The sequence below is a fragment of the Enterobacter cloacae complex sp. S1 genome (assembly GCF_014930525.1).
Taxonomy (GTDB): Bacteria; Pseudomonadota; Gammaproteobacteria; order Enterobacterales; family Enterobacteriaceae; genus Enterobacter; species Enterobacter hormaechei_C.
Genome location: NZ_JADBRE010000008.1, coordinates 12,592 through 36,146, shown reverse-complemented (window position 1 = coordinate 36,146; position 23,555 = coordinate 12,592). Strand labels below are relative to the sequence as shown.

The 23,555-nt window shown below is 56.5% G+C and carries 22 protein-coding genes; 13 read left to right on the top strand and 9 right to left on the bottom strand.

Translation table 11 applies throughout. The annotated features are described in order from the left end of the window. Window positions 1-25: 25 nt before the first annotated feature. From nei to IM290_RS07630, 7 genes are all read right to left on the bottom strand, one after another. Window positions 26-817: an endonuclease VIII gene (nei, locus tag IM290_RS07660; RefSeq protein ID WP_193041706.1), complete on the bottom strand. Its 792-nt coding sequence runs from the start codon at window positions 815-817 to the stop codon at window positions 26-28. An 18-nt stretch (window positions 818-835) separates the two neighbouring features. Then, a complete protein-coding gene (pxpA, locus tag IM290_RS07655; RefSeq protein WP_193041707.1) occupies window positions 836-1,576 on the bottom strand; it encodes a 5-oxoprolinase subunit PxpA in 741 nt (246 codons plus the stop codon). Then, entirely contained in the window at window positions 1,563-2,495 is a 933-nt protein-coding gene (gene pxpC, locus IM290_RS07650) for a 5-oxoprolinase subunit PxpC (RefSeq protein ID WP_193041708.1), read from the bottom strand. The genes pxpA and pxpC overlap by 14 nt, the downstream gene beginning before the upstream one ends. After that, the gene (pxpB, locus tag IM290_RS07645; protein WP_003858633.1) at window positions 2,489-3,145 is read right to left on the bottom strand and encodes a 5-oxoprolinase subunit PxpB; all 657 of its coding nucleotides are present in this window, start codon (window positions 3,143-3,145) and stop codon (window positions 2,489-2,491) included. Before pxpB ends, pxpC begins: the two co-directional genes overlap by 7 nt. Window positions 3,146-3,159: 14 nt before the next feature. Beyond that, window positions 3,160-3,903: a type 2 GTP cyclohydrolase I gene (locus IM290_RS07640; protein ID WP_193041709.1), complete on the bottom strand. Its 744-nt coding sequence runs from the start codon at window positions 3,901-3,903 to the stop codon at window positions 3,160-3,162. 10 nt (window positions 3,904-3,913) lie between these two features. After that, window positions 3,914-5,326 (bottom strand): deoxyribodipyrimidine photo-lyase, encoded by a 1,413-nt coding sequence (phrB, locus tag IM290_RS07635; protein WP_193041710.1) that lies wholly within the window; start codon window positions 5,324-5,326, stop codon window positions 3,914-3,916. Window positions 5,327-5,923: 597 nt separating this feature from the next. Continuing rightward, on the bottom strand, window positions 5,924-6,130 hold the full coding sequence (locus tag IM290_RS07630) for a YbfA family protein (protein WP_003858637.1): 207 nt from the start codon (window positions 6,128-6,130) through the stop codon (window positions 5,924-5,926). Window positions 6,131-6,439: 309 nt separating this feature from the next. Here IM290_RS07630 and kdpF point away from each other — a divergent pair, with 309 nt between their 5' ends. The 9 genes from kdpF (at window position 6,440) to potE (ending at window position 18,372) form a co-directional block, all read left to right on the top strand. Continuing rightward, window positions 6,440-6,529, top strand: coding sequence for a K(+)-transporting ATPase subunit F (gene kdpF, locus IM290_RS07625; protein ID WP_003858638.1), 90 nt, complete (start codon window positions 6,440-6,442; stop codon window positions 6,527-6,529). After that, window positions 6,529-8,208, top strand: coding sequence for a potassium-transporting ATPase subunit KdpA (kdpA, locus tag IM290_RS07620; RefSeq protein WP_023296127.1), 1,680 nt, complete (start codon window positions 6,529-6,531; stop codon window positions 8,206-8,208). The genes kdpF and kdpA overlap by 1 nt, the downstream gene beginning before the upstream one ends. An 18-nt stretch (window positions 8,209-8,226) precedes the next feature. Beyond that, window positions 8,227-10,275 (top strand): potassium-transporting ATPase subunit KdpB, encoded by a 2,049-nt coding sequence (kdpB, locus tag IM290_RS07615; protein WP_193041711.1) that lies wholly within the window; start codon window positions 8,227-8,229, stop codon window positions 10,273-10,275. Window positions 10,276-10,287: 12 nt separating this feature from the next. After that, window positions 10,288-10,863 (top strand): potassium-transporting ATPase subunit KdpC, encoded by a 576-nt coding sequence (kdpC, locus tag IM290_RS07610; protein ID WP_032652982.1) that lies wholly within the window; start codon window positions 10,288-10,290, stop codon window positions 10,861-10,863. After that, on the top strand, window positions 10,864-13,551 hold the full coding sequence (gene kdpD, locus IM290_RS07605; RefSeq protein WP_193041712.1) for a two-component system sensor histidine kinase KdpD: 2,688 nt from the start codon (window positions 10,864-10,866) through the stop codon (window positions 13,549-13,551). Beyond that, window positions 13,548-14,225, top strand: a complete 678-nt coding sequence (gene kdpE / locus IM290_RS07600) for a two-component system response regulator KdpE (protein ID WP_003858643.1) — start codon at window positions 13,548-13,550, stop codon at window positions 14,223-14,225. Before kdpD ends, kdpE begins: the two co-directional genes overlap by 4 nt. Window positions 14,226-14,503: 278 nt before the next feature. Continuing rightward, window positions 14,504-14,608 carry a leader peptide SpeFL gene (gene speFL, locus IM290_RS07595; RefSeq protein ID WP_003858645.1) on the top strand — a complete coding sequence of 35 codons (105 nt, stop codon included), beginning with the start codon at window positions 14,504-14,506 and terminating at the stop codon, window positions 14,606-14,608. A 255-nt stretch (window positions 14,609-14,863) separates the two neighbouring features. Beyond that, window positions 14,864-17,062, top strand: a complete 2,199-nt coding sequence (gene speF / locus IM290_RS07590) for an ornithine decarboxylase SpeF (RefSeq protein ID WP_193041713.1) — start codon at window positions 14,864-14,866, stop codon at window positions 17,060-17,062. Beyond that, window positions 17,059-18,372 carry a putrescine-ornithine antiporter gene (potE, locus tag IM290_RS07585; protein WP_003858648.1) on the top strand — a complete coding sequence of 438 codons (1,314 nt, stop codon included), beginning with the start codon at window positions 17,059-17,061 and terminating at the stop codon, window positions 18,370-18,372. Before speF ends, potE begins: the two co-directional genes overlap by 4 nt. Before the next feature lie 102 nt (window positions 18,373-18,474). Here the strand turns inward: potE and pgm are convergent, their stop codons facing one another. Both pgm and seqA read right to left on the bottom strand, forming a co-directional pair. Further along, the gene (gene pgm / locus IM290_RS07580; protein WP_193041714.1) at window positions 18,475-20,115 is read right to left on the bottom strand and encodes a phosphoglucomutase (alpha-D-glucose-1,6-bisphosphate-dependent); all 1,641 of its coding nucleotides are present in this window, start codon (window positions 20,113-20,115) and stop codon (window positions 18,475-18,477) included. Between the two features lie 24 nt (window positions 20,116-20,139). Then, window positions 20,140-20,685, bottom strand: coding sequence for a replication initiation negative regulator SeqA (gene seqA / locus IM290_RS07575; protein ID WP_003858650.1), 546 nt, complete (start codon window positions 20,683-20,685; stop codon window positions 20,140-20,142). Between the two features lie 183 nt (window positions 20,686-20,868). On the opposite strand from seqA, the gene ybfF reads away from it, so the two are divergent. From ybfF to fur, 4 genes are all read left to right on the top strand, one after another. Then, window positions 20,869-21,642: an esterase gene (ybfF, locus tag IM290_RS07570; protein ID WP_023296122.1), complete on the top strand. Its 774-nt coding sequence runs from the start codon at window positions 20,869-20,871 to the stop codon at window positions 21,640-21,642. Window positions 21,643-21,770: 128 nt separating this feature from the next. After that, a complete protein-coding gene (ybfE, locus tag IM290_RS07565) occupies window positions 21,771-22,058 on the top strand; it encodes a LexA regulated protein (protein WP_003858652.1) in 288 nt (95 codons plus the stop codon). Window positions 22,059-22,213: 155 nt separating this feature from the next. Continuing rightward, window positions 22,214-22,744 (top strand): flavodoxin FldA, encoded by a 531-nt coding sequence (fldA, locus tag IM290_RS07560; protein WP_003858653.1) that lies wholly within the window; start codon window positions 22,214-22,216, stop codon window positions 22,742-22,744. A gap of 291 nt (window positions 22,745-23,035) precedes the next feature. Next, complete coding sequence (gene fur / locus IM290_RS07555; RefSeq protein ID WP_010428651.1) at window positions 23,036-23,482, top strand: ferric iron uptake transcriptional regulator; 447 nt, start codon at window positions 23,036-23,038, stop codon at window positions 23,480-23,482. The last annotated feature ends 73 nt before the right edge of the window (window positions 23,483-23,555 follow it).

Sequence of the window (23,555 nt, the reverse complement as noted above, 5' to 3'; positions counted from 1 at the left end):
AAGGCGTAGCCGCCACCCGGCTTTTTTACATCTGGCACCGAGGACACCAGTAAAACGGTCTTGAAGAGAGTGTTGTCTTCTCAATCACCCCGCCGCACCTTTCGCATTTCTTTCCCGCCCGATGAAACACCTTAAAGCGGAACAGCGCCCCGTGATGCTTGTTCTCATCCACCACGCCGCGCGTGTTGTACGACAGGCGTGGGATATCCAGCAGCGCATGGGATAACGCATCAAGCTGTTCATCATTGAGCTGAGACGCCTTGTGCTGCGCCGCCAGCCCCACTTCCCAGAGGATCTCTACCCGCAGGTAGTTACCCAGCCCGGCCAGAAAGGCCTGATCGAGCAACAGGCCGGAAAACTGCCGGTTACGGAATTTAGGTGATAACAACCGGGCCTTCACGTCGCTCGCCGTCAGGCGCAGATCCAGCACGTCCGGCCCGACCCGCTGTAAGAACGGATGCGTCAGCAGCTGCTCCGGCGTTAACATTTCGATATCAGAGGCGCTGTAAAGCAGGATCGCCTTATCCGCCGTTTGTAGCCGCACTCGCAGCACGCGGGTCGTTTGCGGCTGCTCGTCCGCCTCCACCACCCTCCAGACGCCGTAAAGCTGATTATGGCTGTATAACGTCAGGTTATGGGAAAAGTGGGTGAGTAACGCCTTGCCGCGCGTTTCAATGTGGGTCACCGTCTGCCCCACCAGCTGCGATTCAAACGGCTTGAGTTGAGGAAAGGCAAACCAGACGAGTGTCAGAGGTTTGCCCTTTATCGCCGCCTCCAGGCTATCCGCCGCGCGGCGGATCTCCGGACCTTCTGGCATGTTAATGTCCTTTCATGATTATTCTGCGCTGACAACAATGCCCTCTTCCGAGAACGCAATCCGCAGGCGTCGCGCAAACTGGAGCGCATGCTCGCCGTCCCCATGTAAGCACACCGTATCAGCCTGAACGTTTGCCGTTGTACCCTCCGTTGAGGTTACTCGCCCGAAGCGCACCATCTCCAGGGTCTGCGCCAGCGCTTTACCTTCGTCGGTGATCAGCGCACCGGCCTGCGTACGCGGAACCAGGCTACCGTCCGGCAGGTATCCCCGATCGGCAAACACTTCCTGCCGCGTAGTCAGCCCCAGCCGTTCTCCAGCACGGATAAGCTCGCTGCCCGCCAGACCTACCAGAATCAGTTGCGGATTACAGTCCCGCACCGCGCGGGCAATGGCGTCTGCCAGCACCGGATCTTTCGCCGCCTGGTTATAGAGCATGCCGTGCGGCTTAACGTGGCGCAACACGCCATTCTCGGCGCGCACGATCGCCTCCAGCGCACCAGTCTGGTAAAGCGTCTGAGCGTAGACCGTCTCGGGCGGCAGATCCATAGCCGTACGACCAAAGTTTTCCCGATCAGGGAAGCTCGGGTGAGCACCTATCGCTACGCCATTTTTAAGGGCATTACGCACGCTCACCAGCATGGTTTGCGCGTCGCCCGCGTGAAAACCGCAGGCGATATTGACCGACGAGACCAGCGTCATCAGCGCCGCATCGGCGCTGCTGCCCTCCCCCAGATCGGCGTTTAAATCAATCTTTACCATCGAGCCTCCACGCCAGCTGTTCGAGATAACGCTGCTGATCCTGCCGGGCTTTCAGCGCCTCCTCCAGCGAACACTGCACAAAATGAATTGGCTGACCAAGAGGAATTTGCGCCAGATGGTAGCGATCCGCTTCGATAATGCAGGCAATACGCGGATATCCCCCCGTGGTTTGCGCATCGTTCATCAGTACGATGGGCTGCCCGTTGCCCGGCACCTGAATCACCCCGGGCAACAGACCATGGGAAAGCAGCTCCCGGTCAGTCGTACGGGTCAGCGGCTGCCCCTGAAGCCGGTAACCCATGCGGTTACTCTGCGGGCTGATCTTCCACGGCGAGCGCCAGAAAGACTCTTTCGCGGCTTCATCAAACTCATGGTATTCCGGTCCTGGTAAGGCGCGGATCACGTTCCCCCACAGCAGCTGTTTCACGCCCTGGGTGGTGGTGAAATGGCGCGTTGAGGTCTTTATCCGCAGACGATCGCCGTCGCGCAGCAGCCGTCCTTCATGGCCGCCCATTCCCGCTTTCTGGTCGGTGCTGGATGAGCCCAACACCTCCGGCACCTCGATCCCCCCCGCCACCGCAAGATAGCTGCGCACGCCGTGCAGAGGGCGCTTGAGCGTCAGACGCTGCCCGGCCTTCGCCCGCAGGCGCCAGCCGGTCCACACCGCTTTGCCGTCCAGCGTCGCGTCACAGCCCGCGCCGGTTAAGGCAAACCAGGTTTCCTGACCAAACTCAATCACACACTGACCCAGCGTAATTTCTAACGCCGCCGTGCTGCCTGCGTTGCCTACCAGCAGGTTGGCAATCTCCAGCGAAGGACGATCGAGCGCGCCGCAGTAGCTCACGCCCGACTGACGCAGCCCAAAACGCCCGGCATCCTGTACCGAGGTGTAAAGCCCTGCGCGAATAAGCGTTAACATACTCCCTCCTTCTGCGGGATAAAGCGCAGGGTATCCCCCGGACGCAGGAGTATGGGCGCGTCCTGGCCTGGTTCAAACAACGGCGTGGACGTGTGCCCGATCAGCTGCCAGCCTCCCGGTGAGGCGAGCGGATAAATTCCCGTTTGCTCGCCACCAATCGCCACGCTGCCCGCCGGTACGCTCAGGCGCGGCTCAGCCCGGCGCGGAGTATGTAACTGGGGCGATAACCCGCCCAGATAGGGGAAACCCGGCTGAAATCCCAAAAACCAGACAACATAGTCGACTGAGCTATGCAGCTCCACAACCTGCTTCTCCGTTAATCCACAGTGTTCGGCCACCACGCCAAGGTCGGGACCTCCCTTGCCGCCATAGACAACCGGGATCTCAATCGTCCGCGATTCCGGCTCCAGCGCCTCGCTCTCCTCCCACCAGCGTTGCAGACGCTCAATGGCATCCAGCGCCCCCGTGTGCGGATCACGCAGCACTACGGTGATATTATTCATACCCGGAATAGCTTCAACCACGCCGGGTAGCTCGGGCAGTCGCTGAGCCAGACGCCAGATACGCTTTTGCGTGGCAAGCGTCACCGGAGGCTCAAGTTCCAGAACTACCGCGGTTTCACCCAGAAGATAACAACGCGCTCGCTGCACTTAACTACCTCTCATCAGGCCGGATTAGGGATATCAATAAACGTCACATCCAGATCGGTATTTTCCGTCAGCCACTCGCTGAGGGCGCGGATGCCGCCACGCTCGGTGGCGTGATGGCCCGCCGCGTAAAAATGCAGGCCTTGTTCACGGGCAGAGTGAATAGTCTGCTCGGAGACTTCGCCGGTAATGAAGGCGTCGACACCAAAACGCGCCGCGCTGTCAATAAAGCCCTGGCCGCCGCCGGTGCACCATGCCACGCGCTTCACGGTATCCGGCCCGGTGTCGCCGCACCACAGCGGACGACGCCCCAGGCGTGCTTCGATCCACGAAGCCAGCTCCAGACCCGGAACCGGCATCGACAGTTCGCCCCACGGCACCAGGGGTTCAATTTCGCCCATCACGGTAATCCCCAGCAGCTGCGCAAGCTGAACGTTATTTCCCAGTTCAGGATGCGCATCGAGCGGCAGGTGATAGCCGTACAGATTGATGTCATTCGCCAGCAGCGTTTTGAGTCGGTTGCGCTTCATGCCGCGAATAATCGGCGATTCGTTTTTCCAGAAATAACCGTGGTGGACAATCACCGCATCGGCTTCCTGACGGACCGCCTCATCCAGTAGCGCCTGGCTTGCCGTCACGCCGGTGATAATTTTTTGCACCGTTTCGCGACCTTCCACCTGCAAGCCATTCGGGCCGTAGTCGCTGAAGGAGGCGGCGTTAAGTTTTTCGTTAATCAGGCGTTCCAGTTCACTGTTTTTCATCATCATTCTCTCAAACTTTGCGGGCGGCTTCGTACGCCGCCAGCGTGGCGACGCGCGCCTGTTTATGGTCGACAATGGGACGGGGATAGTTCAGGGTAACACGCTGTTTATCCGCCCATACCCAGGGTTCATGAATGGCTTTGGCCGGGACATCCTTAAGCTCAGGCAGCCAGCGACGGATAAACTCGCCGTCGGCGTCAAATCGTTGTCCCTGCGTGGTCGGATTGAAGATCCGAAAATAGGGAGCCGCATCCGTTCCGGTGGAGGCCGCCCACTGCCAGCCACCGTTATTCGCCGCCAGATCGCCATCGATCAGCTGAGAGATAAAATAACGCTCTCCGGTTCGCCAGTCGATAAGCAGATCCTTCACCAGGAAGCTGGCGGTAATCATACGCAGACGGTTATGCATCCACCCGGTTTCATTGAGCTGCCGCATAGCCGCATCAACAATCGGGAAGCCGGTGAGCCCACCCTGCCATGCCTTAAGCAGCTTCTCATTCGACTGCCACTGTACCTGTTCGGTCCAGCGAATAAAGGGCCGATGTTTACACAAATCAGGATGATACGTCATCAGATGGCGATAAAACTCACGCCAGATCAGTTCGTTCAGCCACACGGCGCCCGCCCCCCCGTCTAAGGCCTGAGGCTGTTCCGCCAGGAGGCGATGTAAACACTGGCGCGGAGAGAGCGCGCCCAGCGCTAAACAGGCCGACAAGCGGCTGGTGCCTTCAGTCGCTGGAAAATCCCGACGCGCCTCGTACTCCGCCGCCCCCTGCGCGCAGAACTGACGCAACCGGTCAATAGCTGCTTTCTCACTGGCGGGGAATACCGTTTCATCGAACGACTGCTGGGGATAATTCAGCCTGATCGCCGGCAGATCCGTTATCGTTTCCCCTCTCACGGTCGGGGCGGTAACGCACTCAGGTAGTCCCTCTTTCAGGCGTTTGATAAAGGCATTTTTAAACGGCGTGAAAACTTTATACATTTCGTGGCTACCGGTCATTACGCTGCCCGGCGCGAGCATCACGCTGTCATCAAAGCCTTCACAGACCACGCCCGCAAGGGTTTTCTCCAGCTGACGATCCCGCTGTTGCTCGTTGAATTCATACTGATAGTTGTAATAAAGATGCGTTACTGCGTGCTGCTGGCAGATTGCCTGCACCGTCTGGCGCTGCGCGGCGAAATCATGGGCCTCTTTATAGATCAGCGGAATGCCTTTTTCAGCCAGTGAATGTTGCAGGTCATTCAGATACGCGCTGAGTAGTGCCGCTTGCCGGGGCGCCATGTCATGCTGCCGCCACTGTTCAGGCGTGGCGATAAACAGGGCCAGCACATTCGCGTCTTTAGCGCGGCAGGCCGCCGCGAGAGCGAAGTTGTCGTGAATGCGTAAATCCGCGCGAAACCAAACCAGATGGGTGGGCATAAAACTCCTGCAATTGTCCATTATGTCCGTAAGGGCATGCCGTAAAAGGAAAAAGGCATGCATTGAACTACTTTGCCATGAAGTGTAGACGGGATGAAATAAAAAAGGCCGCCCGAGGCGGCCTTAACGCTACTTGTCCTGCGCTATCAGGGTAAAGGCAATAAACACATCCGGTTTATCACTCTTTACAACGAGTGCGCTGGCGACAATGAACGCGATGCATAAATAGCGTTTCACTATGCGGTCCCTGCTGCTAACCGCTCCACCTATCACCACCGGTGATAAATCGGTGGACACAAGCCCGGGTAGGTGGGCTGCTTTACGGCTATGGATACACCTTTCCCAGGACCGATGCCCATTTGCGAGATGGCGGAAAGGGACGTGGCATCATAATTAGCAACAACGCCAAAAGTAAGTTATTTCAGTAAAATTAGGAATTTATAAAGGTGAAGTGGATTGTGAACTTTTTAAAGAAGGGTATGATAAAAATCCCGGGTAGGGGCTGCAAGATTACCCAACGGACCGCGAATCCCGAGGGACAAAAAAACCGCCACATTGCTGTAGGCGGTTTTTTTATGGCTACGATGTCACACCGTATCAGTAGAAGTCGCAGGTCGCTTTCTCGGCCTGATCCATCCACACCGGCTTCTCGCTGGTTTTCGCCCAGACGCGGTGCAGGTAACTGTAGAAACGTGCGCGATCTTTCCAGAACAGCATCACCGGCAGGGCCAGCACGCCAGCCACTACGGCGAAAGTGCGACGCATGAAAATGATATGAGCCGGAAACTCTTTATAAAGATCCATAATTTTCTCCCCTGTAGTTGGCCGGAAACCGTCTCCGGAAAATGTGAAATCTGTGACCTGGTTAAAATAATACCGCTTTGTTTGTAATTTTACTACTCATCCGACCACTTATTTTCATTCATTTCGTGAATATTTACATTCCCGCCTGTAATTAAGTTACAAAAAAGTTAACGATTTACTTACCAATAGTTAAATTGTGGTCTTTCCCTTTTTATACTTTTTTTACACCTGCCCTTCTGATTTTTGCGAAATCTTTGCGCCATAAATCCTACCGTTTGTACAACAACAAAAGTCACCCGGAGGTGGATTGTGAGTGCAGGTCTGATTGCCGGCATCGTGCTGGTGTTCCTGTTATTGGGTTATCTGATTTATGCCCTGATTAATGCGGAGGCATTCTGATGGCTGCTCAGGCGTTTTTGCTTATTGCCAGCTTTTTACTGGTGCTGTTTGTGCTCGCCAGGCCGCTGGGAACAGCGCTGGCGCGTCTGATAAACAACGTGCCATTGCCGGGCACGCGAAATATTGAAAACGTGCTCTGGCGCATTTCAGGTATCAGCGATCGGGAAATGAACTGGCGCCAGTACCTGATGGCGATACTGCTTCTGAATATCCTGGGGCTTATTGCCCTCTTTACGCTGCTGATGCTCCAGGGCAGTCTGCCGTTGAACCCGCAGCAGTTACCGGGTTTATCCTGGCATCTGGCGCTGAACACGGCGGTCAGCTTTGTCACCAACACCAACTGGCAGTCTTACGCCGGTGAAACCACGCTCAGCTACTTCAGCCAGATGGCCGGGTTAACCGTGCAAAACTTTCTTTCTGCGGCCAGCGGTATCGCGGTGATCTTCGCCCTGACGCGCGCGTTTGCCCGTCAGAATGTCAGCACCCTCGGCAACGCCTGGGTTGATGTCACGCGCATCACCCTTTGGATCCTGGTGCCTGTTGCGCTGATTATTGCCCTGTTCTTTATTCAGCAAGGCACTCTGCAAAACCTGCTGCCTTATACCCCTTACACCTCGCTTGAAGGGGCCAGGGAACTCCTGCCTATGGGGCCAGTGGCGTCGCAGGAAGCGATCAAGATGCTGGGCACCAACGGCGGCGGCTTCTTCAACGCCAACTCATCACATCCGTTTGAAAACCCAACGGCATTAACCAATTTTGTACAGATGCTGGCGATCTTCCTGATCCCCGCCGCGCTCTGCTTCGCCTTTGGCGATGTGGTTAACGATCGCCGCCAGGGACGTACGCTGCTGTGGGCGATGTCGTTGATCTTCGTGGTCTGCGTTGCACTGGTGATGTGGGCCGAATGGAACGGCAACAGCCACTTCATGCAGCTGGGGGCTAACAGCAATATCAACCTGGAAGGCAAAGAGAGCCGCTTCGGCATTCTTGCCAGCAGCCTCTATGCGGTGGTCACCACGGCGGCCTCCTGCGGGGCAGTGAACGCCATGCACGACTCTTTTACCGCGCTCGGCGGCATGATCCCGATGTGGCTGATGCAGATTGGCGAGGTAGTTTTCGGTGGGGTCGGTTCGGGGCTGTACGGCATGCTGTTGTTCGTTCTGCTCGCCGTGTTTATCGCCGGGCTAATGATCGGTCGCACGCCGGAGTATCTCGGCAAAAAAATCGACGTCCGCGAAATGAAATTAACCGCGCTGGCAATTCTGGTCACCCCCACCCTTGTGCTGCTCGGTACCGCGCTGGCGCTGATGACCGACGCCGGGCGCAACGGCATCTTTAACCCGGGCATTCACGGCTTTAGCGAAGTGCTTTACGCCGTTTCGTCTGCCGCCAACAACAACGGCAGCGCCTTTGCAGGATTAAGCGCCAACTCGCCGTTCTGGAACTGTTTGCTGGCGTTCTGCATGTTCATCGGACGTTTCGGCGTGATTATTCCCGTCATGGCGATCGCTGGAACACTGGTGAATAAGAAGATCCAGCCGACCACCACCGGTACGTTACCGACTCACGGCGCGCTGTTCGTCGGCCTGCTGATTGGCACCGTTTTGCTGGTGGGTGCCCTGACCTTTATCCCCGCCCTCGCGTTAGGCCCGGTTGCGGAATATCTCTCTTTACGCTGATTTTGCGGAGAATTTGTCATGAGTCGTAAACAACTGGCCCTGCTCGAACCGACGTTAGTTCGTCAGGCCCTCATGGATGCGGTAAAAAAACTGAGCCCGCGCGTGCAGTGGCACAACCCGGTGATGTTTATTGTCTGGACTGGAAGTTTACTCACCACCGCACTGGCGATTGCCATGGGAACGGGACACCTTTCAGGGAATGCAACCTTTACCGCCGCCATCAGCCTGTGGCTGTGGTTTACCGTGCTGTTCGCCAACTTCGCCGAAGCGTTAGCGGAAGGCCGCAGTAAGGCACAGGCCAACAGCCTGAAAGGGATAAAAAAGACCGCCTTTGCGCGCAAATTACGCGAACCTAAATACGGCGCGCAGATGGACCACGTTCCGGCGGATGAACTGCGCAAAGGTGACGTGGTGCTGGTGGAAGCTGGCGACATAATCCCCTGCGACGGTGAGGTGATTGAGGGCGGCGCGTCGGTAGACGAAAGCGCCATTACCGGGGAATCCGCACCGGTGATCCGTGAGTCGGGCGGAGATTTCGCCTCAGTTACCGGCGGAACGCGCATTCTTTCCGACTGGCTGGTGATCCAGTGCAGCGTTAACCCGGGCGAAACCTTTCTCGACCGGATGATCGCCATGGTGGAAGGCGCACAGCGTCGTAAAACGCCGAACGAGATCGCCCTGACCATTCTGCTGGTGGCGCTCACCATTGTCTTCCTGCTGGCAACGGCGACCCTGTGGCCCTTCTCCGCCTACGGCGGTACAGCGGTTAGCATCACCGTACTGATCGCCCTGCTCGTCTGTCTGATCCCCACCACTATCGGCGGCCTGCTTTCCGCGATTGGCGTGGCGGGGATGAGCCGGATGCTGGGCGCGAACGTCATCGCCACCAGCGGACGCGCCGTTGAAGCGGCGGGTGACGTAGACGTGCTGCTGCTGGATAAAACCGGGACCATCACCCTGGGCAATCGTCAGGCCTCTGACTTTCTACCTGCTCCCGGCGTGGATGAAAAAACGCTGGCTGACGCGGCGCAGCTTTCCTCGCTGGCCGATGAAACGCCGGAAGGCCGCAGTATCGTGATCCTCGCCAAGCAGCGCTTTAACCTGCGCCAGCGCGACGTTCAGAGCCTGCACGCCACGTTCGTGCCCTTTACGGCGCAAACCCGAATGAGCGGAATTAACATTCAGGACCGGATGATCCGTAAAGGGTCCGTTGATGCCATTCGCCGTCATATTGAAGCCAATAATGGACACTTCCCCCCGGAAGTCGACAACCTGGTGGAAAGCGTGGCGCGTCAGGGAGCAACCCCGCTGGTGGTGGCGGAAGGTGCAAGCGTTCTGGGGGTTATCGCCCTGAAGGATATCGTTAAAGGCGGTATTAAAGAGCGTTTCGCCCAGATGCGTAAGATGGGGATCAAAACGGTGATGATCACTGGGGATAACCGTCTGACTGCGGCGGCCATTGCCGCCGAAGCGGGCGTGGATGATTTCCTTTCCGAAGCGACGCCGGAAGCGAAGCTGGCACTCATTCGCCAGTATCAGGCGGAAGGCCGTCTGGTGGCGATGACCGGCGACGGCACCAACGACGCCCCGGCGCTGGCGCAGGCCGACGTGGCGGTGGCGATGAACTCCGGTACCCAGGCGGCAAAAGAGGCGGGCAACATGGTGGATCTCGACTCGAACCCGACCAAGCTGATCGAAGTGGTACATATCGGGAAGCAGATGCTGATGACGCGCGGCTCGCTGACCACGTTCAGTATCGCCAACGACGTGGCGAAGTATTTCGCCATCATTCCGGCGGCTTTTGCGGCAACCTACCCGCAGCTGAATGCCCTGAACGTGATGCACCTGCACTCTCCGGCCTCGGCCATTTTGAGCGCGGTGATCTTCAACGCGCTGATTATTGTCTTTCTTATTCCGCTGGCGCTGAAAGGGGTGAGCTATAAGCCGCTGACGGCCGCCGCCATGCTGCGCCGTAACCTGTGGATTTACGGTCTGGGTGGGCTGGTGGTGCCCTTTATTGGGATCAAGGTTATCGACATGCTGTTAACGCTGTTCGGGCTGGTTTAAAAGGTGGATCCAATGACGATGTTACGTCCCGCTATACTGTTGTTTATTCTGCTGTCTCTGATTACCGGCGGGCTTTACCCGCTGATGACTACCGCGCTGGGCCAGTGGTGGTTTAAAGATCAGGCCAACGGCTCGCTGATTATCCAGAACGGTGAAAACCGCGGCTCGCGTCTGATTGGGCAGAACTTTACGGACCCGCGCTACTTCCAGGGACGCCCTTCCGCCACTGCGGAAAGCCCGTATAATCCAATGGCCTCCGGCGGCAGCAATCTGGCTGGCAGTAATCCTGACCTGGACAAAGCCGTTGCTGAACGCGTTGCCGCCCTGCGCGCCGCGAATCCGCAGGCCAGCCGTGAGGTGCCGGTTGAGCTGATCACCGCTTCCGCGAGCGGGCTGGATTACAGCCTGACGCCGGATGCGGTGGTGTGGCAGATCCCACGCGTGGCAGCCGCCCGTCAGCTGACCGTCGAGCAGGTGAGCCAGCTGGTTGCAGAACATACGCAAAAGCCGCTGGTCAGCTTCATCGGCATGCCGATAGTGAACATTGTTGAGCTGAATCTGGCGCTGGACGCGCTAAGGAAGAACTAAATGACCGACGAGCCCATGCGCCCGGATCCGGACAGGCTGCTTGAACAGACGGCTGAAGCCCACCGCGGCAAGCTGAAAATTTTCTTCGGCGCCTGCGCGGGCGTCGGGAAAACCTTCGCCATGCTGACGGAAGCCCAGCGGCTTCGGGCGCAGGGGCTTGATATTCTCATCGGCGTGGTGGAAACCCACGGTCGCAAAGAGACGGCTGCGCTGCTGACGGGGCTGGCGACGCAGCCGCCCCAGCGTATCAGCCATCGCGGGCGGCTGGTCACGGAGTTTGATCTTGATGCCGCCCTCGCCCGTCGCCCTGCCCTGATCCTGATGGACGAACTGGCGCACAGCAATGCGCCAGGCTCCCGCCATCCGAAGCGCTGGCAGGATGTTGAGGAGCTGCTTGAGGCAGGCATTGACGTCTTCACCACGGTAAATGTTCAGCATCTGGAAAGCCTGAACGACGTAGTGAGCGGCGTAACCGGTATCCAGGTGCGGGAAACCGTCCCCGATCCGTTTTTTGATTCTGCCGATGAAGTCGTACTGGTTGACCTGCCGCCGGACGATCTACGCCAGCGCCTGCACGAAGGCAAAGTGTATATTGCCGGCCAGGCCGAACGCGCCATCGAACATTTTTTCCGCAAAGGAAACCTGATTGCCCTGCGCGAGCTGGCCCTGCGCCGCACCGCCGATCGCGTTGATGACCAGATGCGCGCCTGGCGAGACCTACAGGGACAAGAGCGCGTCTGGCACACGCGGGACGCCATTCTGTTATGCATTGGTCACGGCAGCGGCAACGAAAAACTGGTTCGCACCGCCGCCCGGCTGGCAGCGAAATTTGGCAGCGTCTGGCATGCGGTCTACGTCGAAACGCCGCAGCTGCATGGCCTGCCAGAAAATCAGCGTCGCGCCATTTTGAGCGCGCTGCGGCTGGCGCAGGAGCTGGGTGCCGAAACCGCCACCCTTTCCGAACCGCAGGAAGATAAAGCCATTCTGCGCTACGCGCGCGAGCACAACCTGGGCAAGATTGTCATTGGACGTCGACAGCATCGCCGCTGGTTTAGCCGCGAATCTTTTGCCGACAGGCTGGCCCGCCGCGCGCCGGATCTTGATTTAGTCATCGTCGCGCTGGATGACAAGCCCGCCCCTCTGCCCAACCGTACGCCGGATGCTCGCACCTTTGGCGATAAATGGCGCATTCAGATCCGGGGTTGCCTGGTGGCCGTGGTCCTTTGCGCCCTGATTACGGTGATTGCCAGCCAGTGGCTCATCGCCTTCGACGCCGCCAATCTGGTCATGATTTATCTGCTCGGCGTCGTTGTGGTCGCGCTCTTTTATGGCCGCTGGCCGTCGGTGCTGGCAACGGTGATCAACGTCATCAGCTTCGACCTTTTTTTTATCGCTCCGCGCGGGACGCTTGCTGTCTCGGACGTGCAGTACATTCTGACCTTTGCCGTGATGCTTACCGTCGGGCTGGTGATCGGGAATCTGACGGCAGGCGTACGCTACCAGGCACGCATTGCCCGCTATCGCGAGCAGCGCACGCGCCATCTGTATGAAATGTCAAAATCGCTGGCGGTTGGCCGCACGCAGCGAGATATCGTGCAGACCAGCGAGCAGTTTATTCGTTCGACCTTTCATGCCAGTAACCTGATTTTGCTCCCCGACGAACAGGGGCGCCTTCGCCCGCTGACCTCCCCTTCGGGGATGACGCCCTGGGATGAAGCGATTGCCCGCTGGAGTTTCGATAAGGGGTTACCTGCCGGCGCCGGCACCGACACTCTGCCCGGCGTGCCTTACCAGATCCTGCCGCTGCGCAGCGCGGATAAAAATCACGGGCTGGTCATCGTCGAGCCGTCTAACCTGCGTCAGCTGATGATCCCAGAGCAGCAGCGCCTGCTGGAAACCTTCACCCTGCTGGTCGCCAGCGCCCTTGAACGGCTGGCGCTCACCGCCAGCGAAGAGCAGGCGCGGCTGGCAAGCGAGCGCGAAAGTATTCGCAATTCGCTGCTGGCAGCGCTGTCTCACGATTTGCGCACCCCGCTTACCGTGCTGTTTGGCCAGTCCGAAATTCTGACGCTGGATCTGGCGGCGGAAGGATCAAAGCACGCGATGCAGGCCAGCGAAATTCGCCAGCACGTGCTGAATACCACGCGCCTGGTGAACAACCTGCTGGACATGGCGCGCATTCAGTCCGGCGGGTTTAACCTCAAAAAAGAGTGGCTCACCCTTGAGGAGGTTGTCGGCAGTGCGCTGAAGATGCTGGAGCCGGGTCTCGGCGGGCGCCATATCGAGCTGGACATGCCGGAACCCCTGACGTTAATCCATGTGGATGGCCCGCTGTTTGAGCGCGTGCTGATTAATCTGCTGGAAAACGCGGCTAAATACGCCGGGACAAAGGCCCGGCTGGGGATTGCTGCCAGGGTGGATAAACGTGTGCTGCGGCTCGACGTCTGGGATAACGGGCCGGGTATTCCGGCCGGTCAGGAGCGCACCATATTCGAAAAATTTGCGCGCGGTAATAAGGAATCCGCCATTCCGGGCGTTGGGCTGGGTCTGGCGATCTGCCAGGCGATTGTCGACGTGCATGGTGGCACCATTTCCGCAGAGAACCGCCCGGAAGGTGGGGCACGCTTTTGTGTTACACTTCCTCTTGAAACCCCACCAGAACTTGATGAATTACCAGAGGATTTGTGATTAACGTTCTGATTGTTGAAGATGAGCTCGCTATCAGCCGATTTCTGCGTACCGCGCTGGAAGGCGACGGCTTGCGCGTGCATGAAGCCGGTACGCTTCAACGGGGGTTAATTGAAGCCGCCACCCGCAAGCCAGATCTGGTGATCCTGGATCTGGGACTTCCGGATGGCGACGGCATCGATTTTATTCGTGAGGTGCGTCAGTGGAGCCAGATGCCCATTCTGGTGCTCTCTGCCCGCACCGAAGAGACGGATAAAATCGCCGCGCTGGATGCCGGAGCGGATGATTATCTGATCAAACCGTTTGGCATTGGCGAGTTACAGGCCCGGCTTCGTGTGGCGCTGCGTCGACACAGTGCCACGTCCCCTTCCGATCCGGTGTACGCCTTTGGCGATATCCGCGTCGATCTTGCTGCCCGCCGCATCGTGCGAGGGGAAGAAGAGATCCACCTTACGCCTATCGAATTTCGTCTGCTGGCCGTGCTGCTCAATAACCACGGAAAAGTGTTAACGCAGCGACAGCTGTTAAGCCAGGTCTGGGGACCGAATGCTGTCGAGCATAGTCACTATTTACGCATTTATATGGGACACCTTCGCCAGAAACTTGAAGCCGATCCCGCGCGTCCTCGTCATTTATTAACAGAAACCGGTATCGGATATCGGTTTATGATCTGAATAAGTATTCACTTTAATTTTAAATATAAAACATACTGGCCTTAATATAGCCATGAAAATAACGATGAGTTTATTTTCATAGCTATATCCGCCCTCTTTAAACACAATTAAAACATCAATTTAACACCGAACCAACAAAACAGCATTTTGATCTGCGTTATTCACTCAAAACGACTAATTATTTCTGAAATGATCGGTTATTGGTGATCTGTTTCACAGTTAATCCCTTTTTCCTGGATAAAATGACCATGCTTTCAATTACTGAAAGGAAACTGAACATGGAAAACAATAATCGTTTAATGCCCCATATAAGGCGGACAACACATATCATGATGTTTGCCCACCGTAACTGTTTTGACTTTCATCTCTTTAACGCCCGGTAGTCCTTCGACTTCTGGCGCATCTGCTTACAGGTTATCCTGAAAAACGCTATTTTACAGGCTGTTGCCTGTGAACACCTGCGCTCATTCCTTGTGATTCAGATTCTCCGCAACCGGGCGGACTGAATTCTACTCAGCAAAAAAGCAATTAACTGATTTCGTATCAGCGGACATGCTTTGCTTTTTTTTCCGGAAAAAATCGATTTCTTTACCGCAAGAAGTCGAGGGCCCCATATTGCCTGAAATAAAGAGATAAAGATGAAAACGTTAAAAATTGCCGTCAGCCGTGCCTGCCCTGAATGCTTTACCACTTCGCGCGACATCGTGGATATCACCGCATCGGATTATATTGATGTGGCAGCCGTGATTCTGGCCGTCAGCGATATTTTCAATGGCGCCATAGAAGAAATAGAAGCCACGGGATTCGGTATTCCGGTGTTTATTGCCACGCATAAAGAAGAAAGGGTTCCGGCTGAATTTCTGTCGCGTATTCACGGCGTTTTTGAGTACTCCGACACCAGCAATGCGTACTACGGACGCCAGCTTGAAGCGGCTGCGCAGAAGTACGAAACCCAGCTCCGCCCGCCGTTCTTCCGCGCGCTGGTCGATTACGTCCAGCAGGGGAACAGCGCGTTTGACTGCCCCGGACATCAGGGAGGCCAGTTCTTCCGCCGCCATCCGGCCGGAAACCAGTTTGTCGATTTCTTTGGCGAAACGCTTTTCCGCGCCGATCTGTGCAATGCCGACGTGGCAATGGGCGATCTGCTGATCCACGAAGGCGCGCCATGCATCGCCCAGCAGCATGCGGCAAAAGTCTTTAATGCGGATAAAACCTACTTCGTGCTGAACGGCACCTCCTCTTCCAACAAGGTGGTGCTCAATGCCCTGCTCACGCCAGGCGATCTGGTGCTGTTCGATCGCAATAACCATAAATCTAATCACCACGGGGCGCTGTTACAGGCGGGCGCGACGCCGGTGTATCTGGAAACGGCGCGCAACCCGTACGGGTTTATCGGCGGTATCGACGCACACTGTTTCGACGAGAGCTACCTGCGGGAGCTGGTGTCAGAGGTCGCGCCTGGCCGTGCGCGGGATGAACGTCCGTTCCGTCTGGCGGTGATCCAGCTGGGCACCTACGACGGTACCATTTATAACGCCCGTCAGGTGGTGGATAAGATTGGTCACCTGTGCGATTACATTCTGTTTGACTCCGCCTGGGTGGGTTACGAGCAGTTTATCCCGATGATGGCCGACTGCTCGCCGCTGCTGCTGGAGCTGAACGAAAACGATCCGGGCATTCTGGTGACCCAGTCGGTGCATAAGCAGCAGGCGGGCTTCTCGCAAACCTCGCAAATCCATAAGAAGGACAGCCACATAAAAGGCCAGCCGCGCTATGTCCCGCATAAACGCCTCAACAACGCCTTTATGATGCACGCCTCCACCAGCCCGTTTTATCCGCTGTTTGCCGCCCTGGATATCAACGCCCGCATGCACGAGGGGCAAAGTGGGCGCAACATGTGGATGGACTGCGTGGTGACGGGTATCGAAGCGCGGAAACTGATCCTTCAGAACTGTCAGTTTATTCGTCCGTTCGTGCCGGAGACGGTGGATGGCCGTCCATGGGAAAGCTGGAATACGGCAGAGATTGCGACCGATCTGCGCTTCTTCCATTTCGTTCCGGGCGAACGCTGGCACGCCTTTGAGGGATACGCCGAGCATCAGTATTTTATCGATCCCTGCAAACTGCTGCTAACTACGCCGGGCATCAACGCCCGCACCGGTGAGTACGATGATTTCGGCGTGCCCGCCACCATCCTCGCCAACTTCCTGCGTGAAAACGGCATCGTGCCGGAAAAATGCGACCTCAATTCCATTCTGTTCCTGCTCACCCCGGCGGAGGACATGGGCAAATTGCAGCAGCTCGTCGCCCAGCTGGTGCGCTTCGAAAAACTGCTCCAGAGCGATGTGCCGCTAAAAGAGGTTCTGCCCTCTCTTTATAAGCAACATCCGGAACGTTATGCGGATTATACCCTGCGTCAGATTTGTCAGGAGATGCATGACCTCTACGCCCGCCATAACGTGAAGCAGTTGCAGAAAGAGATGTTCCGCAAGTCTCACTTCCCGCGCGTCATGATGAACCCGCAGGAGGCGAACTATGCCTATCTGCGCGGTGAGGTCGAGCTGGTGTCCCTGCGCGACGCGGAAGGCCGTATCGCCGCGGAAGGCGCGCTGCCTTACCCACCGGGGGTGTTGTGCGTGGTTCCAGGGGAAGTCTGGGGCGGTTCCGTGCTGCGCTATTTCGCCGCGCTGGAAGACGGGATCAATCTGCTGCCGGGCTTTGCGCCGGAGTTACAGGGGGTTTACGTCGAGGAGTGTGACGGTCGCAAACAGGTGCGCTGCTACGTCATCAAACAACCTGCCGCTCAGCCATCGCTGCTGAAAGGAGAAAAATTATGAGTAAGGCCAACAAGATGGGCGTGGTTCAACTCACTATTCTCACCATGGTGAATATGATGGGTTCGGGGATCATCATGCTGCCCACCAAGCTCGCTGAAGTGGGGACGATTTCGATTATCTCCTGGCTTGTCACCGCCGTGGGTTCGATGGCGCTGGCGTGGGCGTTTGCCAAGTGCGGTATGTTCAGCCGCAAGTCCGGCGGGATGGGTGGCTATGCCGAATATGCGTTTGGTAAGTCCGGTAACTTTATGGCGAACTATACCTATGGCGTGTCGCTGCTGATCGCCAATGTGGCGATTGCCATTTCCGCTGTCGGTTACGGCACAGAGCTGTTTGGCGCGACGCTGACCCCGGTGCAGATTGGGCTGGCGACCATCGGCGTGCTGTGGATCTGCACCGTCGCTAACTTTGGCGGCGCGCGCATCACCGGACAGCTCAGCAGCATCACCGTCTGGGGCGTCATCATCCCGGTTGTCGGCCTGTGCATCATCGGCTGGTTCTGGTTCAGTCCTACGCTGTACGCCAACTCCTGGAATCCGCATCACGTACCGTTCTTCACCGCCGTGGGATCGTCCATCGCCATGACGCTGTGGGCCTTCCTCGGGCTGGAGTCAGCCTGTGCAAATGCGGAAGTGGTGGAAAACCCGGAGAAAAATGTGCCGATCGCGGTACTCGGCGGGACGCTGGGGGCGGCGGTGATCTATATCGTCTCGACCAACGTGATTGCGGGAATTGTGCCCAACATGGATCTGGCTAACTCCACGGCGCCGTTCGGGCTGGCGTTTGCGCAGATGTTTACGCCGGAGGTGGGGAAAGTGATCATGGGACTGATGGTGATGTCCTGCTGCGGCTCGCTGCTGGGCTGGCAGTTCACCATCGCCCAGGTATTCAAATCTTCCGCTGACGAAGGTTATTTCCCGAAAATCTTCTCCCGCGTCACCAAAGCGGATGCACCGGTGCAGGGCATGCTGGCGATTGTCATCTTCCAGAGCGGATTGTCGCTGATGACCATCAGCCCGTCACTGAACAGCCAGTTTAACGTGCTGGTCAACCTGGCGGTGGTGACGAACATCATTCCGTACATTCTGTCGATGGCGGCGCTGGTGATTATTCAGAAGGTGGCGAAGGTGGATCCGCGCAAAGCCCGGGCGGCCAATATCGTGGCGCTGATTGGGGCGATTTACAGCTTCTATGCGCTCTACTCGTCCGGTCAGGAGGCGATGCTGTATGGGGCGATGGTGACCTTTATGGGCTGGACGCTGTACGGTCTGGTATCGCCGAGATTTGAATTGAAGAATAAGCATAGTTAGGTAAAGCAAAACGGCAACCCATGGGTTGCCGTTTTTAGTGTTTTCTCCCTCTCCCTGTGGGAGAGGGCCGGGGTGAGGGCATCAGCCCGCACCAAACACCACTTACGCGTTTTTCAGCACTTCGCTGACAATCTCTACCGCTTCTTTCTCAATCTGCTGACGGTGCTCAGCGCCGAGGAAACTTTCGCAATAGATTTTGTACGCATCTTCCGTACCGGATGGACGCGCGGCGAACCAGCCGTTTTCGGTCATCACTTTCAGGCCGCCGATCGATGCGCCGTTACCCGGCGCCGCCGTCAGACGCGCGGTGATCGGGTCACCTGCCAGGGTACTGGCACTGACCATCTCCGGAGAGAGTTTTGACAGAGCTGCTTTTTGCGCAGACGTGGCGCCAGCCTGAATACGGTTATAGCTTGGCGCACCAAAACGTTCCGCCAGCTCGTTGTAATGTTCCTGCGGGTTCTTACCGGTGACCGCGGTAATTTCCGCCGCCAGCAGGCACATGATGATGCCGTCTTTATCGGTTGACCATGGGGTGCCGTCGAAGCGCAGGAAGGATGCCCCCGCGCTCTCTTCACCGCCAAAGCCGAAGCTGCCGTCGTGCAGACCGTCAACAAACCACTTGAAGCCCACCGGCACTTCCACCAGCTTGCGACCCAGCGCATCGACCACACGGTCAATCATAGCGGAAGAGACCAGCGTTTTACCCACCGCGACCTCTTTGCCCCACTGCGGACGGTGCTGGAAGAGATAATTGATTGCAACAGCCAGGTAGTGGTTCGGGTTCATCAGCCCTGCCGGGGTGACGATACCGTGGCGGTCGTAGTCCGGGTCGTTGGCAAACGCCAGATCGAACTTGTCGCGCAGCGCCAGCAGGCCAGCCATTGCGCATTCGGAGGAGCAGTCCATACGGATCGCGCCGTCTTTGTCCAGGTGCATAAAGCGGAAGGTCTGATCGACGTGATCGTTCACGATGGTCAGATCCAGCTTGTAGTGCTCGGCAATGCGTTTCCAGTATTCAATACCGGAGCCGCCCAGTGGATCCACGCCCAGCTTCAGACCGGCTTTCTGGATAGCGGCCATATCGACGATATCCGCCAGCCCTTCCACGAACGGCTGCACCAGATCCTGCTCTTTCACGTGGCCGGAGGCCATGGCTTCATCCAGCGAGATGCGTTTCACACCGTTCAGACCGTTAGCCAGTAACGCGTTGGCACGATCTTCCACCACTTTCGTGACGTTGGTATCCGCCGGGCCACCGTTAGGTGGGTTGTACTTGATGCCGCCATCTTCCGGTGGGTTGTGTGACGGGGTGATCACAATGCCGTCAGCCTGCGCGCCACCTTTTTTGTTGTGTACCAGAATAGCGTTAGAAACCGCTGGCGTTGGTGTGAAACCGTTGTTCTCCTGAACAATCATGTCTACGCCGTTCGCCGCCAGCACTTCCAGCACGGAGATAAAAGCAGGTTCAGACAGAGCGTGGGTATCTTTCCCTACATAGCACGGACCGGTGACGCCATTTTTGGCGCGCTCTTCCGCGATGGCCTGAGCAATGGCCAGAATGTGCGGTTCGTTAAAGCTGTGGCGCGCCGCACTGCCGCGGTGGCCAGATGTACCAAACTTCACTGCGTGTTCTGCGTTGCCCACCACCGGCTTCAGCACGTAGTACTGCGCGGTCAGTTGAGCGACGTTAATCAAATCGCGTTGTTGTGCAGGTTGTCCTGCACGGCTGTGATTTGCCATTGCCTGGTCCTTCTGATGCAAGGGTTAAATTGTACCGCAAACCTTTTCGATCAATTCCGCCGGGAACTGCATGGACTGCATGATATGTTCGATCATGCTGCACTTACGGCCCGTATTGGTGTTGGTGATCACCCAGTATGGTGTACCGGGAACGTGTTTGGGTTTGGTTTGGTTGCCATTTTGCAGCAGGGTCTGCTCGTCGCCTGCGAAGTAAACGCGCGTGCGACCGTGCAGCGACTCTGTCGCTTCTGCAAATGCGTTGTTATCCAGTGAATAAAGTGTAGACAGCACCAGCATAAAGCGGTTAACCGCCTTTTTCTGCTCGGCATATTCATCGGACAGCAGCAGCTCGCGCATCGCGCGCACTTTGTCTTTTGCCGGCATGACGGCAGGTTTTACTTGTGCAACAACGCTCGGCTGAGACACGACATCTTTAGTGACAGGAGTGGGCTGTGAGGCGGCGGAAATTTTAAGCATGCGCCGTAAAATGTCGGACGCGCTCTCCCCAATATGCCGCGTCTGGCTGGCAATATACTGATAGAGTTCGTCATCAACTTCGATTGTTTTCATCTTAATCCAGTGCGATATCTTATCTGAATACAAGTCGTTGAGATTATAAGGTCAAATCCCAACAGCGGATAGCGTCAAACCAGGTTGGCGGCAAAAGTCAGATTAAACTGGATCCTTGCCCCCGGGCGGCAGAATGGTCAACATGATACCCTAACCTGACAAACCTAAAAAAAGAACTTTGCCATGAAATTGAATACCCGAGCGCAAACTGCACAATCGCCGAACAATAATTCTCCCATCGTACTGGTTCACGGCCTGTTTGGTAGCCTGGATAATCTGGGTGTGCTGGCGCGCGATTTAGTGACCGATCACGCGATCCTCCAGGTTGATATGCGCAATCACGGTCTTTCTGGGCGCTCGGAGGAGATGACCTACGCAGCCATGGCGCAGGATCTGCGGGACACCCTCGATGCGAATAATATCCAGAAAGCGACGCTTATCGGGCATTCAATGGGCGGCAAAGCGGTGATGGCGCTCACTGCGCTGGCCCCTGAGCGAATTTCCGGGCTGGTGGTCATCGACGTTGCGCCCGTCAATTACGACGTTCGCCGTCACGATGAGATTTTTGCCGCCATCAATGCGGTCACCGAAGCGGGTGTCGCAACCCGCCAGCAGGCGGCTGCCGTTATGCGCGAGCATCTCGATGAAGAGGGCGTGGTGCAGTTCCTGCTGAAATCCTTTGTTGACGGACAATGGCGCTTTAACGTCCCGGTACTGTGGGATCAGTATTCGCATATTGTGGGCTGGGAAACCGTCCCCGCCTGGCCGCACCCTACCCTTTTTATTCGCGGCGGCAACTCCCCTTACGTCACTGATGCGTACCGTGACACGCTGCTGGCGCAATTCCCGCAGGCTCGCGCTCACGTCATTGCGGGTGCCGGGCACTGGGTACACGCGGAAAAACCGGATGCCGTCCTGCGCGCCATTCGCCGCTATCTTACTGATACAGCGAATTGATTAAAAAGCCAGCGACCGGAAGACGACGGGCTTCCAGTCGTTGGCGTGTGGATTTGGGTGATGTATGATGGCGCGCTTATCGCCCGGGCATTAGCAGGGCGGCGTGTTTCCCCCGAAGTCTCAGAATCATGGCCAAAGAACAAACGGACCGTACGACACTAGATCTGTTCGCGAATGAGCGTCGACCGGGACGACCGAAAACGAATCCGCTTTCGCGCGATGAACAGCTGCGTATCAATAAACGCAACCAGCTTAAACGCGATAAAAATCGTGGGCTTAAGCGTGTCGAACTGAAGCTGAATGCCGATGCCGTCGATGCGCTTAACGAGTTAGCTGACGCGCGCAACATCAGCCGCAGCGAACTGATCGAAGAGATGCTGATCGCCCAGCTTGAGACGTTACGCGGCAAGGCGTGAGTCAGAAAATCCCCAATATTACCTTTTTCATGTAGCACAGAGTGCAGTCCTGCGTGATAGCTGTTTCCGCAGGGTTGCCTGTTCTGCTATTATTGCCCTTATCCGTGGACAATTTGCGCCACCATACCATTAAGTTTCAAGAGGTTATTTTACTCATGGCAATCATCGGCATTTTCTTTGGCAGTGATACCGGCAATACTGAAAATATCGCAAAAAACATTCAAAAACAGCTCGGTAAAGACGTTGCTGATGTGCATGACATCGCCAAGAGCAGCAAAGAAGATCTCGAGGGCTATGACATCCTGCTGCTGGGCATCCCGACCTGGTACTACGGTGAAGCACAGTGTGACTGGGACGATTTCTTCCCGACGCTGGAAGAAGTAGACTTCAACGGCAAGCTGGTTGCCCTGTTTGGCTGTGGCGATCAGGAAGACTATGCTGAGTATTTCTGTGATGCGCTGGGCACTATTCGCGACATCATTGAGCCACGCGGAGCGGCGATCGTCGGTCACTGGCCAACGGCGGGTTACCATTTCGAAGCGTCCAAAGGTCTGGCAGATGACGATCACTTCGTTGGCCTGGCCATTGATGAAGACCGTCAGCCAGAGCTGACCGCTGAGCGTGTAGAAAAATGGGTTAAGCAGGTTCGTGAAGAGCTGAACCTTGACGATATCCTTAACGCCTGATATCCCTGCGGCGCAACTCCGGTTGCGCCCGTTTTCCAGGTAAAACCGATTAAATTAATTGCTACAAACTTTTAACTTTTTCGCCCAGACCTGTACAATATCCCCCTGGTAAAAAGTGGGTGCCATCGAACAAGTTTGTTGGTGATACCACGTTTTTATAAGCATACTTTGCTTGAGACTTGCAGTTTTCATTTAGCCATGGCAGTTCTATAATGAGACGCATTATCCCAAGTGCATTTTCTGTCACTTCTTCTTTTGAAGTGAATCGTTTAGCAACAGGACAGATTCCGCATGACTGACAACAATACCGCATTAAAGAAAGCTGGCCTGAAAGTAACGCTTCCTCGGTTAAAAATCCTTGAAGTGCTTCAGGGGCCAGACAATCACCATGTCAGTGCGGAAGACCTTTATAAGCGTCTTATCGATATGGGTGAAGAGATTGGGCTGGCAACCGTCTATCGTGTGCTGAACCAGTTTGATGACGCGGGCATTGTTACTCGTCATAATTTCGAAGGCGGTAAATCCGTGTTCGAGCTGACTCAGCAGCATCACCACGATCACCTGATCTGCCTCGACTGTGGCAAGGTCATTGAATTTAGCGATGATTCCATTGAATCACGCCAGCGTGAAATCGCCGCCCGTCATGGCATCCGCCTGACCAACCACAGCCTGTACCTGTACGGTCACTGCGCTGAAGGCGATTGCCGCGAAGACGACCACGCGCACGACGCGAAATAATATCGTGTTCATACTCTGAGCCAGCCGTAAGGTTGGCTTTTTTTTGCCTGAAAAAAGCCCGGTGGCGCTGCGC

Coding starts and splice junctions, on each gene's coding strand:
- ybfF (WP_023296122.1), top strand. CDS start 20,869: ATGAAATTGAATACCCGAGCGCAAACTGCACAATCGCCGAACAATAAT.
- speF (WP_193041713.1), top strand. CDS start 14,864: ATGAAAACGTTAAAAATTGCCGTCAGCCGTGCCTGCCCTGAATGCTTT.
- fur (WP_010428651.1), top strand. CDS start 23,036: ATGACTGACAACAATACCGCATTAAAGAAAGCTGGCCTGAAAGTAACG.
- nei (WP_193041706.1), bottom strand. CDS start 817: ATGCCAGAAGGTCCGGAGATCCGCCGCGCGGCGGATAGCCTGGAGGCG.
- pxpC (WP_193041708.1), bottom strand. CDS start 2,495: ATGTTAACGCTTATTCGCGCAGGGCTTTACACCTCGGTACAGGATGCC.
- IM290_RS07630 (WP_003858637.1), bottom strand. CDS start 6,130: ATGGATCTTTATAAAGAGTTTCCGGCTCATATCATTTTCATGCGTCGC.
- potE (WP_003858648.1), top strand. CDS start 17,059: ATGAGTAAGGCCAACAAGATGGGCGTGGTTCAACTCACTATTCTCACC.
- fldA (WP_003858653.1), top strand. CDS start 22,214: ATGGCAATCATCGGCATTTTCTTTGGCAGTGATACCGGCAATACTGAA.
- kdpA (WP_023296127.1), top strand. CDS start 6,529: ATGGCTGCTCAGGCGTTTTTGCTTATTGCCAGCTTTTTACTGGTGCTG.
- ybfE (WP_003858652.1), top strand. CDS start 21,771: ATGGCCAAAGAACAAACGGACCGTACGACACTAGATCTGTTCGCGAAT.
- speFL (WP_003858645.1), top strand. CDS start 14,504: ATGGAAAACAATAATCGTTTAATGCCCCATATAAGGCGGACAACACAT.
- phrB (WP_193041710.1), bottom strand. CDS start 5,326: ATGCCCACCCATCTGGTTTGGTTTCGCGCGGATTTACGCATTCACGAC.
- kdpB (WP_193041711.1), top strand. CDS start 8,227: ATGAGTCGTAAACAACTGGCCCTGCTCGAACCGACGTTAGTTCGTCAG.
- seqA (WP_003858650.1), bottom strand. CDS start 20,685: ATGAAAACAATCGAAGTTGATGACGAACTCTATCAGTATATTGCCAGC.
- IM290_RS07640 (WP_193041709.1), bottom strand. CDS start 3,903: ATGAAAAACAGTGAACTGGAACGCCTGATTAACGAAAAACTTAACGCC.
- pxpA (WP_193041707.1), bottom strand. CDS start 1,576: ATGGTAAAGATTGATTTAAACGCCGATCTGGGGGAGGGCAGCAGCGCC.
- kdpC (WP_032652982.1), top strand. CDS start 10,288: ATGACGATGTTACGTCCCGCTATACTGTTGTTTATTCTGCTGTCTCTG.
- pgm (WP_193041714.1), bottom strand. CDS start 20,115: ATGGCAAATCACAGCCGTGCAGGACAACCTGCACAACAACGCGATTTG.
- kdpD (WP_193041712.1), top strand. CDS start 10,864: ATGACCGACGAGCCCATGCGCCCGGATCCGGACAGGCTGCTTGAACAG.